Source organism: Mycoplasma todarodis, assembly GCF_004335995.1.
Lineage (GTDB): Bacteria > Bacillota_I > Bacilli_A > Mycoplasmatales > Metamycoplasmataceae > Mycoplasma_K > Mycoplasma_K todarodis.
In genome coordinates this window covers 1-17,571 of the sequence record NZ_PSZP01000007.1, presented here as the reverse complement: position 1 = coordinate 17,571, position 17,571 = coordinate 1, and the positions used below count along the sequence as shown (strand labels likewise).

The following is a 17,571-nucleotide window of genomic DNA, read 5'->3' as shown; positions in this document are numbered from 1 at the left end:
TATTCAAAATAAAAAAAACATACATGCGTATGTTTTTAAAGTCCACATTTAAGTTGTGCACCACAGTTAGTACATGAATTACATCCACCAAGATCTTCAACAGTTCCCTCTTTACATACAGGACAAGTATCTCCTGGTTTTGTTCCAAGGTTCTTATCTAATTTGTTTCCTGGGATATCAGCGTGTTTCTCACTAATTTGTTGCACATCACGTTGAGATGTTTCTGTTTGCAACACTCTGATTTCTTCAACGTTTTGTGTTTCTGTTTCGTCATCATCATTAGTTAATGAAAGAACTTGCGAATCTCTTGATCCATCAACATAAACAGTTCCACCTTTTGCACCTTTTTCATACAATCTTGTATAAATCTTCTCAACTTGTTTAACAGTATATCCTTTTGGAGCGTTAACAGTTTTTGATATTGAAGAATCTACTCAACGTTGAATTATTGCTTGAACATCTGCGTGAGCTTCAGGTGAAAGTTCCATTGCTGAAACAAATATTTCTGGTAACTCTTTACCTTCTGGATAATCAAACACTTTCTTTCATTCAGCAACAATTTGTTGATCCACTTCCATGAATTTACCTAATCTTCCTGAACGATAGTATTTAAATGCAAAGTATGGTTCTAGACCAGTTGACACACCCATCATAGTTCCTGTTGAACCTGTTGGAGCGATTGTTAACATGTGTGAATTACGTAATCCGCCAGATTTTCTAATTTGTTCCCTGATGTCTTCAGGTAATTTTTTAACATAACCTGTGTTCATTAATTTTTCAACATCTTTCAAGAATGGGAATGCACCTTTTTCTTCAGCTAATTTCGCAGAAGTTGTATAAGCGACTCTTGCAATTCTTTCGAATAATTTATCCACTAAATCATTTCCCTCTTCTGAACCATATTTTAATCCTGCTCAAATTAGGAAATCATGTAGACCCATTACACCCATACCAACACGTCTTTCGCCTTTAGCTTGTCTTTCGTTAGCTGCAAGGAAGTATGGAGTTTCATCGATAACATTATCTTGCATTCTAGCCATTCTGGCAACTGTCTTATCTAGTTCTTCTCATAAAATTTTACCTTCTCTATCATGTGTGATGAAGTTTGCTAAGTTAATAGCTGCAAGGTTACACACTGAATATGGTGCAAGTGGTTGTTCACCACAAGGGTTTGTACAAACAACTTTTTGGTCATAAGAAGTTGCGTTAGTCATTTTATTAGCAACGTCTAAGAAGAATACACCAGGTTCTGCGGAATATGTTGCACAGAAGTTAATAAGATCTCAAAGTTCTTTGGCTTTAATTGTGTTGTAAATTTTAACTGGATAACCCATTTTTTCTCATTCGTTAACATCACCAATTTCATGTCAATGAGCATCATAGAATTCTTTTTGTTCTTTTGTAAGAGATTCTAAATCAGGGAATCTTAAGTTATAGTCTTCATCATTTTTAACGGCAGCCATAAAGTCATCTGAAATAGCAACTGAAATATTAGCTCCTGTTAGGAATTCTGGTCAAACAACTTCATATTCTCCTCCGGCATCCAATTTAGCTTTTGCATTTTTAAGAACTTCTGGTTTAACTGATGAAGAACATTCAACAACAGCTTCTAGAATTTGTCTTCTTTCTTCTGAAAGTGGTCTAAATTTCAATTTATTAGCAGCCAGTTCTTTGATCATTGGATTTGTAAATTTTTCCTTAATAAAGTTAAGAACTGATGGTTTTTGCATTTTTGAAATAATAAATTCAAGAATGTCTGGGTGTCATGATGCAAGCATAATCATTTGTGCTCCACGTCTTGAACCACCTTGTTGTACCAAGTCAGTTAGTGATGCTAAATCATTTAGTCATGAAACAGAACCAGATGATTTGCCCCCTACAGAAATAGCTACAGCATCCTTAGGTCTTAATGTTGAACCATTTGTACCAACACCACCACCACGAGACATAATCTCCATAACTTCTTTACGGTGTTCAGAGATACCTTCTCTTGAATCTTGTGGCATTGGCATAACATAACAGTTAAAGTAAGTTACTTTTGAATTTGAACCTGCTCCATATAGCACACGACCAGCAGGAACAATATTTCCTTCTTTGATTTCATGAGCAAATTTTGTTCCTCATGCTTGATCATTCTCTGATTTTGCTAATGCAGAACCAACACGGCTAGCAATTTGTTCATAGAAAATTTCTAGTGGCTTATTAATTGAACCCATTGGTATTGTAATAACACCATCTTTTGTTGGATGCAACTCTTCTGAGATTTGAGCTATGTATTCTTCCTCTATTCTAATAGTTACTGTTTTTTTAGCTTGATTTATTTTTTGCACAAATCCTGTACCTAATGTAGGGAATTTAGGATCTGGTTTTATTTTAGCGATTACTAAATCACCTTCAGACAGTGAAATTAGTTTTAAATCCTTTTGTGCGTATCTATCAATCATAACCATTCTAGATACTGATTCTCTTTCAATAACCATTGTTTCAGTTATTGGTGTAACGTGTGGGAAAAACTCCCTAATTTGTGCATTTAATTGTTGTATATGTTCTTTTGTATATCTCATATTCTCTCTTTCTTTATTTAATATCTTATTTTCGTGATATTTTACACATTTTATTACTAAAAAACTGCATTTTTTTGTGCTATTTCAAGTAAAAAAGCACTTTGGCCGTTTTATGTGTTCTTTATAATTTTAATACTTTTAAAATAAGAAAAATGAGATATAAAAATAACATTAAGCAATGTTATCTTTATAAGTATAAATTAAGGGTTTTTATAGGTCATAAAAAGCACTTTTTGGTTAAAAATTTCATAAAAAATATATTAATTATTTTTTTCAGAGATATTTTTTTCACCTTTAATTTTCTTAATGATATTGGGTGTTCAAATTACAATTAATATAATGGCAAATACACCAAGACTAGCTGTAATCGGGATTCAAATTTCATTTTTTTCCTTGTTTTCTTGGAATGATTTATTTTTATAGTAAGTTCCCACCACGGAAGTGGAACTCCTTGAATTAAATTTACCACCAAAATCATTGTAAGAAAGTTCGACGATATCTTTTGATCTTAATTTCAATGATGCCACACCGACAGGAGAAAGATTTCCGTTCACATAAACAAAAGGAGATGCATCGAAGTCAGTGACACTTCCTGGGGTTCCCGAAGAGTTATTTGGTGATATTTGTTGATCAGTCTTTCTTAAGAATGCTTGTTTCAAGAAGACGCCAAGATTTTTATCGGGGTGTTTCATATAAGCTATATAAAATTCATTATTAGATAATTCGCTTTTAAGGGTATCATTTTCAGAATTCCTTGCTATAAATGTTCAATGCCTTTTCCCAACAACCAAAACAACAGCGTTGTCACCTTGGTTCAATTTTTTATAGATATCATTATAATCTTGAGTTGAAATTAATCTTTCATCTCTTTTATAGTTATTTGGCAGTAAATTACTATTTGATTGTTTTTGTTGGCGTCAATCCAAAAATTTAGAATTATATGCAAGCAGTAATCCCACACCTGACAATGAACCAATTACAAGTATTGAAGAAATAATATATCCCAAAACTTTATTATTGATTGGTTTGAATTCAAATATTTTCTCGCTTTGTCAAAACTTGTGGTAATTTGCTTGAAACACTCGTGATAATGCTCGACCAAATAGTATCGCCATAAACATCGACGTGAACGCTTCCGCTAAATTAATTGGTATTGCAGTTATCAAATTTAATGTTGCGTATGTTGAATCATAAAATGCAAGGTCCATCATGAAATATCAGAATCCGACATTAATTCCTCCAAGAAAACAAAGGAATGCAAAGAAGAATATATTCTTAGATACCCTCTTCAAGGAGAATGATACCAATATATCTATGAAGAAAATCGGTCAATAACCAAATCACCAGGTACCAAAACCATAAATTGCTAACATCAACAAATTGAATGCTGATACCAATAATACCAAATCAATTAAAGGTAAAAATAATGCAACAAATATAAAAGTGAAAGATACAATCTCAACCCCAGGTACAAATCCTAGGATAAATTTGAAAGTGACTAACAAAGCGAGTAACATCCCAAGGATTGCTACTCTTGCAGGTGTTATCCTACTTCCAAATATTTTTTCTTTTATAGATGTTGTCATTTTTCATTACCTCTTAATGTTTTCCGATAATTAAATATTTTGCATTATTTGGTTGTTCAACAACCTTTTCAACTTTTTTTCCATTTTCAAAACCAACTTGCGTTGACTTCACCATTTTAACAGAAGCTTCTTTTTTGTTATAAGCTGCTCATTCACTTGCTTCACCTACTGATAATTCAGCATCTCATTCATGATGTTTTCCATCTTCAGAAATCTTACCTATATGAGCTGCTGTAACATTAGGTCGTTTTGAAAAATCTACTTTAATAGCGTTTGGACCAATCACTTCATATTTAATGAAACCAAAAGGCACTTCTGTAGGTTTGAAATCTCTACTTGCTGTTTTATAATATTCAATAATTCTATCAACTACAATTTTTGGGAAGATTGCTGATAGTCTTGTTCTCATATGTTCAAAGGTTTCCGTTGTTCTGTCATCTTTTTTTGTCTTGTCAACATGATTGTTTTGTGATCCAAAATACGAAGTTAAAACCCCTTTATTTAAATTCCCTATAAAAGGAACTCTGTTGTATCCTCATTGACCTTTTTTCAATCCAATGATTTTGTTTAACTCCGTAATTTTCGGAGCCATCGAAACCGATGTGTCTTCAAACATGATCTGTTTCTTAAATTCTTTGAGACTTCTTCCATCGTTATCATCGTCATCAAATATATAAATTAAAGAATCGTTTTCCCCCATTTCAATAACGGGTCTATTAGCTCCTCATCCACCCTTCATTCTTGGTAATATTGCTGAGCCATTAATATACTTGAATTCTGATAACGTTTGACTTTTAACCATATTTTGATATGCATCAGAAGATGTATCTTTATAAATCTTAGATATGTCTTGCACTTTACCAGAATAATAAGCATCGGCTAATACGACACGATCATCCTTCACTTTTATCTTTTCACCCTTTTTAATTTTTCTATTTTCTTTCAAAAAATCTTCAAGTGTAATTGAGCTTTCTTCTTTAATTGGTGTGTATTCATTTGAATCAACAAACATACCATTCTTCATAAATGATATTGATTTTGTTATATCTACATCATCTGCATCTTTTGATGCTCCACACGATATTGCTGCAACAACAGGTATAGAAACTACCGCTACAGTTCCTAATGTTGCCATGGTTTTTTTAAGTGTTTTCATTTTTTCTCCTTTTATTTGAAATCTCTTTTGTAATAAACAACTACAACTACAGCGCCAAGAATTATCATTAACATTCCTCAAAATATCAACACATTTGTTTTCGATATATATTTTTGAGGTATGTAAACCGGAATTTTACCACCATCAGCAAGTATTCCTCTAATATACATTAGGTCTTGTATCTTAGTTGGTTGAGTTATTATTTGTTTAAATCTTTTATTCTCTTTCTCCGCCATCAACATAGCTAGTTGCAACGAATTTTTATCAAAGTGTTCTTTATCACTTTTTAACAATGAATTTGTCATTTGTTTTCATGCTTTGGACTCAGTTCTTTTTAGAAAATCTTGTTGTAAGAATTGTTGCCATTTTGATTCATTTTTGTGAGTAACAATATAAGCAGACGCCTCTTGTGCAACACGCTTTACCTCACTTGCAGTTAACTCATTAAATTTAGAATCATTCCAATACATATAAATGTATTTTCAGCCATTGATATCAAATTGATAATTTGAATGCACAGTACGTGTTCCTTCGTGTCATTTTCCAATAGACTCATAATTTCATTGCCTATCTTGAAAAATGCTTAAAAACCCACTTAATTGTTCATATACATCAATGTATGCCACATATTTATAAAGACTTTTCTTGTGAAGATCATATTCCCCCTTCATTCTTTTATAAAGAGAGCGATCAAGACTTTCACTTGTTTTAATTCCACTAGGATTAAAGAAAAACATTTGTTCTCCTTTAACGTGGGAGGTATTTACATTCTCATTGTTAACCATATAGTGTGGAGTCCCAACAAACTTCAAGTGTTGTGCATGAGTAATTGGTGCAATCGCAGATGTTGCAAGCGGACTCACTACTAATATCCCCATCACCAATAAAGTTGTTATGGAACTTAATAATTGAGCTAGTAAAACCACTATTGAAGAAGTTAGGAACATAATTATCATTCCACCCACAGATAGTGATGCAGCAAATTTTATTTTTTCTAAAATCGTTGTTGGTTTATCAACAAACGAAATCATTAATATCCACAAAAAGACAATTAAACTATATAAAGCGAATAAGCTGTATAAAACCAAAAATTTAGAAGTGATAATTTGCCACCTCTTAAATGGTTTTGCTACCAAGATTAATTCAGTGTTATTTTCTTCTCCTTCTTTAAAAATATTTAATGCCTTTAAGGTTGAAAAGATAATAGAACAAGCAAATGGAATCATATAGTAGTAGAATCCGAGTCTTCATAATATACCGTTATCAGTATCATTCGCATTTGCTTTGATCGATATTAGAATTGTAAAAACAACCAAAAAAACCAAAGGAAATAAATATGTCGTTCATTTCTTGGTAGTAACAAATAATAAATACCTATAGTTTTTAATCATTGTTTCCTTTCATAAAAAAGCACAACACCCTACAAAAAGAGTGTTGGCGGGATTCTATTATTAAAAAGAAGTCGTCAACCTCATCCATAGTAAAGTTCTTGATTTTTATTAAATAAGTTTTCCGGCTTTACGGTTGCTAGGACAGCTGACTTAGTCATTCCTTGTACATTTAATTTGTATTTAGTTGTGCTTATAAATTATGACACAAATACCTATAAAGATACTTCGCTTTTAACATTAGATAGATAAATATACCATTTAAAAAGTTTGTAAAAAAAATAACAACCTTAGTTGTTATATTTTATTATTTGAAATCACGTCTTATATATCTAAGCATTACCAATCCACCTACACCAAGTGTGATAGCAATTCATAAGAAATATAATAGAGCTTTAGGGATATAGTGTTTCCCTTCAATGATTACATATTCATCATGTTCTTTATCATAAATATTTGTAATGAAACCTGAATTTATAGAACGAAGATTACCACTTTGAACTATTTCACTTAAGCTATTTTTAAGTTTGTGTTCATTAAGTAAATTCATTAACACATACATTGAAACTATTCTAGCTTCGGCTGATGCAATTTTGTGACCATGATTACTTTGATTAATAATTTGTGTAATTTCTGGTAAGACATAATCATCGTTTAGTGGTGCTGTTAAAGAATCAAGCTTTTGAGCTACATCTTTAGAAACAAGAGGGTATATATCTTTTGCATAATTTAATGATTTTAAGTTTTCTGCTGGTGTTGTAGTATAACCTTTTTCTAAGAAAGTTAATTGATATATATTTCCTGTAGCAGCATCTTTATAAATTGTATGAGGATCTACTAATTCAGAAATTTTTTGTACTTTATCTGTTCTTCTTCAATTTGATAAACTGTTCGGTGAAAGTTCACCAGTGTGGAAAATTGAATAAAATGAAGATAGTTGAGTTCAAACATCGAAATAAGCAGCAGATTTATATCATGTTTTTTCGTGCTTATCTATACGATCTTGACTGTAATCACGATCTTTTCTGTAACCATACATCTTTTCAACTTTAAAGTTACCTGATTTATCCTGTTTTACATATTCATAAGTATATTCACCACCACCGGAACTCAATGTAGCTCCTGAAAGTGGTATAAGAACTACTGATGTTATAGAAAGTATTAGGGGTATTAATATTGAAAGTGTCATTGTTCCTATCTTCCCTAATACGGAAGCAAAGAATACAATAATAGATGATAACAATACTTGGATTATAAATGTACCAAAAGCAATTGATGCTGCATATTCAAATCTTTGAACTGAAGTAGCGTTTGAATCAATTAATGAAATTAATGCAACAATAACAAAAGCGAATATTGAGAATAAGAATATCAATGTATATAATGATGCGAATTTCCCAAGAACTATTCTTAATCTAGTGATTGGTTTTGAAACAATCAATAATTCTGTACCATCTTCTTCCGAATCTTTGAAAATGTTTAATGCTTTGATAGCAACAAACAGTGCTGAGATAATAAATGGAAGCATAAGCATAAGTGGATTATTAAGTAGTGATGAACCAACCAATGCACTTGTCGCACCTTCCGATTTAGCAATGATAATAGGGATACCCATCATTAGGAAGAATGCAACTGCAAATACAACGGGAACGATATATGTAGAAATCTTTTTACTTACTAAAAATAGTTGTAATCTCATGTATTTAAACATTATTTACCCACCTTTCCAGTACCAGTTTCTCTTGAACCAAGTAGTACATACTTCTTATAAACTTCTTCCAATGACATTTTCCTATTCTTGAATGTGTCAACAACTAGTTTTGCCTTCGCAAAGTATTCCATAACTTTAATGATGTTTTTTCTTTCAATCATTTGGAAAATGAATCCACCATCTTCTTCTTTATAGTTGATTCCCAATTTCTCAGCAACCGCAATAATGATTTTGTCATCTTTTTTAGTATTACCTTTTATAAAGTATTCAAGATCTGGATTTTCAGTAGCTTGTTTCATAGAACCAGTAAATACAATCCTACCTCCATCAACAATTGTTAATGAATCAACAAATTTATCTAATTCCGCCAAAATATGTGAGGAAATGAAAATTGATTTACCTTGATGTTGTAATTTTTTTAAATCTTGGAAAAATTCAAATCTAGCTTTAGGGTCAAGGTTTGCTGCAGGCTCATCCATAATGATAATATCTGGATTATGAACAAGTGCTTGTGCAAGAAGAACCTTTTTCTTTTGACCTGATGAGAATGTATTTGGAGAACGTTTCATAACTTTCTCTAAACCAAGTTCTATTAACTTCTCTTTTGCATATTTCTTCGCATTACTCATTGACATTCCTGAAAGGTATGACATGAATGTAATGTAACTCAATGTTGACATTCCTTTAGGGAATTTTGCTGCTTCAGGAATATATCCAATATGTCTTTTAGCTTCTAATGTTGTATGTTTGTGCCCAAACATTTTTACTGAACCTTCGAATTTAGCATATGCACCAATCAATGATTTAATTGTTGTTGTTTTACCCGCACCATTGGCACCGATAAAACCATGGAATTCTCCAGGCATAACTTGGAATTCAACATTTTCAACCGCAGGTATTTTAGAACCTTTATATCTTTTTGTGAATCCTTTAACTTCTAAAGAAGGTTTAGAGTAATCAATATTAGGGTTCTTTTTTTGAACCTCTTCATCTGCTTTTGATTCTCTTTTTTCTGGTTGTGCTGTTGAAAGAGTTGTTTTAGGGCTTTTTTCAGTCGGTAAACCAAGTTCTCTTTTAATAGCTTCTAATTCTTCTTTTCTGGCCATTTTTACCACTTTCCATACAAAGAAAAAATTCTCTCATACATTTTTTACTTTATCTTTGTATTAATAATTTGTTTTAAATCTGTTTTTATTATATCTCATAAACCAAAAAAGAAGGCACAGTGACCTCCTTGGTTATTATTTAATTAATTCAATTCCCATATATTTTTGAAGAACATTTGGAACGGTTATTGAACCATCTTCGTTTTGATAATTCTCTAAAATAGCAGCGATACATCTGTCTATCGCAATTCCTGAACCATTTAATGTAGATGCATATTTAGTTTTATTATTTTCATCTTTATATCTAATCATCGCTCTACGAGCTTGGTAATCACCAAAGTTTGACACTGAAGAGATTTCTCTATATTTATTTTCAGAAGGCATTCACACCTCTAAATCAATTGTTCTCTTTGCTGAGAAACCAATATCTCCTGTACATAATGATAGTGTTTGATAAGGCAATTCAAGAGCCTTTAGAATACCTTCCGCATCATTAAGAAGTTTTTCAAATTCTTTTTCTTCATCCTGAGGTTTAACAAACTTAACAAGTTCAACCTTATTAAATTGATGCATTCTAATCAATCCTCTAGTATCTCTACCTGTTGATCCAGCTTCAGAACGGAAACATAAAGTATATGCCGTTACTGCTTTTGGTTTTTCTAAATTAATTATTTCACCTGAATAAATATTAGTTAAAGGAACCTCAGCTGTAGGGATTAATCATTTATCTTCTTTATCGATTTTAAATAGATCTTCAGAAAATTTTGGAAGTTGCCCTGTACCTAATAAAGATTTTGTATTAACAATTACTGGCGGAACAAATTCTGTATAACCATTCTTTTCTGTATGTGTATCAAGCATAAAGTCTTTAAGAGCTCTAACAAGTCTTGCTCCATATCCTTTATACGCCACGAATCTAGTTCCAGAAATTTTAACAGCTCTTTCAAAATCAACTAAATCCAAATCTTCAGCAATTTCATAGTGAGGTTTAACACCAACAACTTGACCTCTACCAAGGTTTGGGTATGTTTCAATTATTTCGTTCTGTTCTTCGTCAGAACCGATTGGAGAATCCTCAGATGGTAAGTTTGGAATTGAAAGAAGCAACTCTTCAACAGAGTGATTAACATTTCTTGATTTATCTTCTAATGCTTCTATATCGTTTTTAATCTTTGAAACTTCTTCCATGATTGCGGTAACATCTTCTTTATTTCTTTTGGCAATACCAATTTTTTTAGATGTTGCATTTCTTTGAGCCTGTAATGTTTCAAGCTTCGTCATTAACTCTGAACGTTGTTCTCCTAATTCAACTAATTCGTCTATTTTTTTAGTCTCGAAACCTCTTGTTTCAAGTTTGTTTTTAACCTCTTGTGGGTTTTCTAATATTTTTCTTAAATCTAACATATTTAAATTATATATACTTTTAACTTTTGGATGAAAAAATAAAACACCAAAAGATGTTTTATTATAATAATGCAAACAACTATTTTTTAGTTGTTTTCTTTGCAGCTGGCTTTTTAGCGGCAGTTTTTTTGGCTGGAGCTTTTTTAGCAGCAGTTTTTTTAGTAGCAGTTTTTTTAGCTGGAGCTTTTTTGGTTACCTTTTTAGCTGGAGCTTTTTCTTCTACTGATTTTTCTTCTTTTTCTTTTGAAGTAGTTTTTGATGAGTTTAGTTTTTTAAGTTCTTCTAGAATTTGTTCGTCTACTGTTGGACCAGTTGGAGCTGGAGCAGGATCATTTCTATGTCTGTAGTTAATGATTAAGTAAACAACCATTAGTCCTACAAGAATGAAAAATGCAACAATTACAAATGCTAGTAATGCTGATAAGAATTTACCATACATAATACCATTTAAAGGTAATCCTGTTACTTTCGCAAATTTTGTTGATCCATATGACATGTATGCAACACCTTCTGCACCTAAACCTTTGGCAATAGCTTGCATGATAACATCGTTGGCAAGTGATTTAACTACCGCACCAAATGCAGCACCAATCAACATACCAATAGCTAACATCAACATATTACCTTTTGATACTACTTTCTTAGCGTCTTTTCATGATTTTTTAAACATAAAGTAATTTTACAACATTTAAGAATAAAAAGAATAAAAATATACTATGAAATAGTATTAACAGTTAAAAGTTTTATCGATAATTGTATTAAACAGCATTAAAAAAAACACCAACATTTATAGTTGATGTTTTAATATATTATTCATTTTCTTCATTTGAATTATTATTTAATTCTGTTTTTTGAAGTTCTGCTAATGAAATTTCTTGAGTTTTGATGATTGCTTGCTCAACTTGCTCTTCAATTTCTTTAGTTTTAATAATAGCGATTGACTTAATTGTGTTTTTATCATTTAATTTAATGACTTTAACACCTTTAGTTGCTCTTGAAGAGATTGCAACTTGAGAAAGGTCAAGTCTAATTGTGATCCCTTGTTTAGTAACAACCATCATATCTTCATCACCAGTTACAACACGTAATGAAACGAGTTTTCCAGCTTTTGAAACGTTAATTGATTTAACACCTTTAGCTCCACGTTTTGTAGCTCTATATTCTTCAATGTTAGTCATTTTACCGAATCCATCTTTACCAATTGAAAGAATTTTATCTCCTTCAAGTGATGATGATGCTCCAACAACTTCAGTTTTTGATTCTCCAGAAAGATCAATACCTTTAACACCACTTGCTGTTCTACCCATTTTTCTAACTTCAGTAGCTGGGAATCTAACAACTTTACCGTGTGCTGCTCCAATAATGATTTCTGTATCATCTTTAACAATCATTGCTTTAACTAATTCATCATTTTCTTTAAGTCCAAGTGCGATTTTTCCGTTTTTATTAATTCTTTCGTATTCTTTGATATCAGTTTTCTTAACAACACCATTTTTTGTAACTGTTAATAAGAATTGTCCTTCATCATAGTTATCTAATGTAAGCATTGAAACAACTTTTTCTTTTTTATCAATACCGATAATGTTTACGAATGGAATACCTTTTGCTTGTTTTGAAAGTTCAGGTATTTGGTGTGCTCTAATTCTATAAACTTTACCTTTTGTAGAGAATATTAATAAGTCGGTGTGTGTTGTTGCGACAAGAATCGATTCAACATTATCATCTTCGTATGTTGTCATTGATTTTGTACCAACTCCACCACGATTTTGTGCTTTGTATTCTTCTAATGGAATACGTTTTACATAACCTCTTGAAGACATTGTAATAGCGATGTCTTTTCTTGGAATAAGATCTTCATCCTCGATGTTTCCAAAGGCACCTTCCAGGATTTCTGTTCTTCTATCATCACCAAATTTATCTCTAACAGCTGTTAGTTCTTCAACAATTAAGTCAATAAGAACTTCACGGTTGTTTAAGATATTGTTGTAATGAGCAATTTGTTCGTGTAATTCATCAAGTTCTGCTTGCATTTTTTCACGAGCAAGACCTGTAAGACGTCCAAGTCTCATATCAGTAATAGCTTTTGCTTGAATTTCTGAAAGTTTAAATCCTTCCATCATTTTAGCTTGTGCTTCAGCATCATTTTTTGATGATCTAATCATAGTAATGATTGCATCAATATTATCAAGAGCGATTTGTAGACCCTCAAGAACGTGAGCTCTAGCTTCTGCTTTTTCTAATTCGAATTGAGTTCTTCTAGTTACAACTTCAATTTGGTGTTCTAGGTATGTACTTAATGCTATTTTAAGGTTAAGAACCTTTGGTTCTCCTTTAACAAGAGCAAGCATGTTGATACCGAAGTTTGTTTGAAGTGGTGTAAGTTTGTAAAGTTTATTTAAAACTACTTCAGGAACTACATCTCTTCTTAATTCAACAACAACTCTAATTCCTTTTCTTGAAGATTCATCACGTAAATCAGTAATACCTTCAATATGTTTGTCTTTAACAAGGTGTGCAATTTTTTCAATTAATCTTGCCTTATTAACCATGAATGGTAATTCAGTGAAGATAATTCTTGCTTTACCATTTTTCATTTCTTCTATTCTTGAAACTGAACGAATAGTTATTGAACCATTCCCTGTTTTGTAAGCTTTTTTAATTCCTGAATTCCCAAGAATTGTAGCTGCAGTAGGGAAGTCAGGCCCTGTAATATACTCGTTTAATTCTTCAATTGTAATTTCTGAATTTCTAGCTAATGCAATAACACCATTTATAACCTCAGTAAGGTTATGCGGTGGTATATTTGTTGCCATACCAACAGCGATACCTGTTGCCCCTGTAATTAGTAAGTTGGGGAATCTAGCAGGTAATACTTCCGGTTCTCTTTCTGAACCATCATAGTTATCTACGAAATTAACAGTATCTTTTTTAATTCCAGATACAAGAAGTGAAGATATCTTCGACATTCTTGCTTCTGTATATCTCATCGCAGCAGCTGAATCACCGTCAACAGAACCAAAGTTACCGTGACCATCAACTAATGGATATCTCATTGAGAAATCTTGTGCCATACGAACCATAGCTTCATATGCTGCAGTATCACCATGTGGGTGGTACTTACCAAGAACTTCCCCGACAATACGAGCTGATTTCTTGTGAGGTTTTGAAGATTCTAAACCAAGTTCAGACATAGCATAAATAATACGTCTATGAACTGGTTTTAGACCATCACGAGCATCTGGCAATGCACGAGAAACAATAACTGACATTGCATATTCTAAGAATGATGTTCTCATCTCTGTAGAAATATATATTGGTGTCAGTGAATCAGTAGCTTCTTCAATTACTTGAGAAGTAACTTCAACAACTTCTTTCTTCTTCTTACCTTTAGACTCTGCTTGATCATCTTCAAAGACAGTTTTTACTTCTTCTTCATGAACTTCGTATTTTTTGTCTTCTTCGTCGTCATTAATGAACATTTAAGTCTCCTTTACTTTTTCATTTCTTCTTTTAATATTTCCGCTCTTAAGTGTGCGTGTTCTTCTTTTGAGATAACTTCTTTTGCTAAGAGGTCATCAATTTTTTTCATTTTTTCTTTAACGTCAAGTTTAACTTCAGTTTTCTCAGTTATTTGTTGTGCTGCTTTTGGTTCGGCAACAGTGCTAACCTTTGTTTCTTCAGCAACTTGTAATGCACGAAATTCACTATTAACCGCAACAAATAGCCCGATGTTTAGTGTCATTCCGTTCAATACTGAAAGAACCTTGATAGCTGTTAAATCCTTTGTAGGTCCGCCAATGATATTGTTATTTTCAAGTGAAAATGCCTTTACCATTGTAATTATTCAAATTATAAACATTGCAATTCCATTGATAATTACTATACCGTATAAAAATACCAACGATAATACAGTGCCTCCAGCTTCAGTCTTTGTTAGTGTCCCTTTTGAGTTTGCCTCGGCAGAAACTCCTATTAGAACAACAATCATAATAATTCAAATTACAAAGTTGATTAAACCAAGAATCATTTGCGTTAATGCTAGTCCTCTAAGCTTTTTTACTTTTTCATAATATGCCACTTTTTCTCTCCTTAATAAATTCTTTTATTTATTTTTTAGTGCTTTAGAAATTGCGACATGAGTCATAATTGAAGTGATTAGGAATGGAATTCCAGTTACTCTTATAATAGCGAATACAACATTTGCTCCACCACTCACGATTCCAAGTTCTTTTCTTGCTTTTTTAACAATAATTGATGTAACAATACCTGCGATTCATGTAATGAATGAAACTGCGAAAGTTACTTTTAATAATGCTGATACAGTTGATGATTTAAATGCTAATAATAGTAATTCAATACCACCGATTGTTGCTTGATATTCTTTATTTTGTAATACAAGTCCATCAATTTGATATGGTTGTAACTTGTCTTTTTTAAGAGCTTTAGCAATACTTTCAACGTGATCGGCTAATCATGTTTGGAATGCAGCTACATCCTTAACATCACTACCAGTCTTAGATCCTGCTCAAGTTGCGTCAGCACCTTTAATTACCCCACCATCATGAATTAGTTTTCATGCTTCAGGTGAAACTTTTTTAATTGTTCCATCTTTATTAACCATCATTTCAAATGCATTGTCAGTTAGGAATCCTAAAGTTTTAACAATAGTAATTACGAACAATACAAATGCAAGAACAGCTAAAGATGCAACTACAATATTAATAATTGATTTTGTTTTTGCGTTCATTTTATCTCCTTTTATTTTTCTATAAATCTATATTCTTAACGTATTTTGCGTTTTCATTAATGAAATCACGACGAGGTGCTACGTCATCACCCATAAGTGTTGAGAATGTAAGGTCTGCAGTTGCAAGGTCAGATACTTGTACTTGAAGCATCTTTCTTTGATCTGGATCCATAGTTGTATCTCATAGTTGTTCAGCGTCCATCTCTCCAAGTCCTTTGTAACGTTGTATTGTATAACGCACAGACTCTTCCAATGTTGCTAAGTAAGCTTCTTTCTCTGAATCAGTATATGCATATCTTGCAACTTTACCATGAGAAATTTTATATAGAGGTGGTTGCGCAATATACACAAATCCATACTCCACTAGTTTTCTTAAGTATCTATAGAAGAATGTCAATAGTAGCGTTCTAATGTGTGCTCCATCGACATCGGCATCGGTCATGATGACGATTTTATGATATCTTAATTTGTTTAAATCAAATTCTTCTCCGATACCTGTACCTAAAGCAGTAATTAATGAACCAATTTCTTCGTTGGCAAACACTTTGTCAATTCTTGCTTTTTCAGTATTAATAACTTTACCCCGTAGAGGTAAGATAGCTTGCGTTTCTCTATCTCTACCCATTTTAGCTGAACCACCAGCTGAATCCCCTTCGACTATGTAGATTTCTGATTTTGATGCATCTTTTGATGAACAATCTGATAATTTACCTGGAAGTGAAGCAATGTCAAATACTGATTTTCTACGTGTAGCTTCTCTAGCATTTGCCGCTGCAAATCTCGCTCTTTGAGCTAAAAGAGATTTTTCAACGATTGTTTTCGCTTGATCTGGATTCTCTGCTAAGAATCTTTCAAGAGAATTTGAAAGTGATTTGTTAGTTGCTTTACGAGCATCTGTGTTTCCAAGTTTACCCTTAGTTTGACCCTCAAAAATTGGGTCCGGGTGTTTAACTGAGATAACTGCTGTTAAACCTTCTTTAACATCATCACGTGTTAATTTTTCTTTTTCTGTTTTAAATAATTTATTTTCACCAGCATATTGGTTGAAGATACGTGTAAGCGCATCTGAGAACCCTTGCTCATGTGTACCGTGTTCAACAGTTGCAATATTATTTGCATAAGAAACAATATTTGATTGGTAACCTGTGTTGTATTGCATTGCAACTTCAACAACAATTCCATCAACTTGATTTTCTGCATAAATAACATCTTTGTTAAGAACTTCTTTTGATCTGTTTAACTCTTCAACATATTGCATAATCCCACCCTCAAAGTGATAATCTTTTCTTTGAGCTGTTCTCTCATCTTCTACTGAGATTCTTAGGCCTTTGTTTAGGTAAGCAATTTGTCTTGCTCTATCGTTAATTAAATCGAAATGGAATTCGATAGTTTCCATAACCTCATTATCGGGGTGAAATTTAATTCTTGTCCCTGTTTCTTCTGTATCCTGAATTGGAGTTAACTCACCTTGTGGTTTACCTCCGTTAAGGTATTCTTGGTATCAAACTTTCCCTTCTCTTGAAACTCAAACTTCTAGTTTATCTGAAAGCGCATTAACTACTGAAGCACCAACTCCATGCAGTCCACCAGAAACTTTATAAGTATCTGAGTCGAACTTCCCACCAGCATGTAGAACTGTTAAAACTGTTTCTACTGTTGATTTCCCTGTCTTAGGGTGTTTAGCAACAGGAATTCCACGACCATCATCTGTGACTTCAACTGAGCCATCTTTTGTAATTTTGATTTCAACGTGAGTTGCGAAGCCAGCCATAGCTTCATCGATTGAGTTATCGACAATCTCTCATACTAAGTGATGTAGTCCTTTATTTCCTGTGGAACCAATGTACATTCCGGGTCTTTTACGAACGGCTTCTAAACCTTCTAAGACCTGAATATTACTTGCTGAATA

At 32.4% G+C, this 17,571-nt stretch carries 12 protein-coding genes; all 12 read right to left on the bottom strand.

The window, feature by feature from the left end; all coding sequences use genetic code 4:
- Positions 1-35: 35 nt before the first annotated feature.
- The gene (locus C4B25_RS01540) at positions 36-2,564 is read right to left on the bottom strand and encodes a vitamin B12-dependent ribonucleotide reductase (protein ID WP_131613308.1); all 2,529 of its coding nucleotides are present in this window, start codon (positions 2,562-2,564) and stop codon (positions 36-38) included.
- Between the two features lie 260 nt (positions 2,565-2,824).
- On the bottom strand, positions 2,825-4,150 hold the full coding sequence (locus C4B25_RS01535) for a hypothetical protein (RefSeq protein ID WP_131613307.1): 1,326 nt from the start codon (positions 4,148-4,150) through the stop codon (positions 2,825-2,827).
- Between the two features lie 13 nt (positions 4,151-4,163).
- A complete protein-coding gene (locus C4B25_RS01530) occupies positions 4,164-5,306 on the bottom strand; it encodes a hypothetical protein (protein ID WP_131613306.1) in 1,143 nt (380 codons plus the stop codon).
- An 11-nt stretch (positions 5,307-5,317) separates the two neighbouring features.
- Positions 5,318-6,697, bottom strand: coding sequence for an ABC transporter permease (locus C4B25_RS01525; protein WP_131613305.1), 1,380 nt, complete (start codon positions 6,695-6,697; stop codon positions 5,318-5,320).
- A 304-nt stretch (positions 6,698-7,001) separates the two neighbouring features.
- Positions 7,002-8,405, bottom strand: a complete 1,404-nt coding sequence (locus tag C4B25_RS01520) for an ABC transporter permease (RefSeq protein WP_131613304.1) — start codon at positions 8,403-8,405, stop codon at positions 7,002-7,004.
- Positions 8,405-9,511, bottom strand: coding sequence for an ABC transporter ATP-binding protein (locus C4B25_RS01515; RefSeq protein WP_131613303.1), 1,107 nt, complete (start codon positions 9,509-9,511; stop codon positions 8,405-8,407). Before C4B25_RS01515 ends, C4B25_RS01520 begins: the two co-directional genes overlap by 1 nt.
- A 135-nt stretch (positions 9,512-9,646) precedes the next feature.
- On the bottom strand, positions 9,647-10,915 hold the full coding sequence (gene serS / locus C4B25_RS01510; protein WP_131613302.1) for a serine--tRNA ligase: 1,269 nt from the start codon (positions 10,913-10,915) through the stop codon (positions 9,647-9,649).
- Positions 10,916-10,994: 79 nt separating this feature from the next.
- Positions 10,995-11,585: a large conductance mechanosensitive channel protein MscL gene (locus tag C4B25_RS01505; protein WP_168380668.1), complete on the bottom strand. Its 591-nt coding sequence runs from the start codon at positions 11,583-11,585 to the stop codon at positions 10,995-10,997.
- Between the two features lie 139 nt (positions 11,586-11,724).
- A complete protein-coding gene (gyrA, locus tag C4B25_RS01500) occupies positions 11,725-14,394 on the bottom strand; it encodes a DNA gyrase subunit A (protein WP_131613301.1) in 2,670 nt (889 codons plus the stop codon).
- A gap of 11 nt (positions 14,395-14,405) precedes the next feature.
- Positions 14,406-14,993, bottom strand: coding sequence for a hypothetical protein (locus C4B25_RS01495; RefSeq protein ID WP_131613300.1), 588 nt, complete (start codon positions 14,991-14,993; stop codon positions 14,406-14,408).
- 24 nt (positions 14,994-15,017) lie between these two features.
- A complete protein-coding gene (locus C4B25_RS01490) occupies positions 15,018-15,662 on the bottom strand; it encodes a hypothetical protein (protein ID WP_131613299.1) in 645 nt (214 codons plus the stop codon).
- A gap of 19 nt (positions 15,663-15,681) precedes the next feature.
- On the bottom strand, positions 15,682-17,571 hold a 1,890-nt coding region (gyrB, locus tag C4B25_RS01485; protein ID WP_131613298.1), incomplete at its 5' end, for a DNA topoisomerase (ATP-hydrolyzing) subunit B.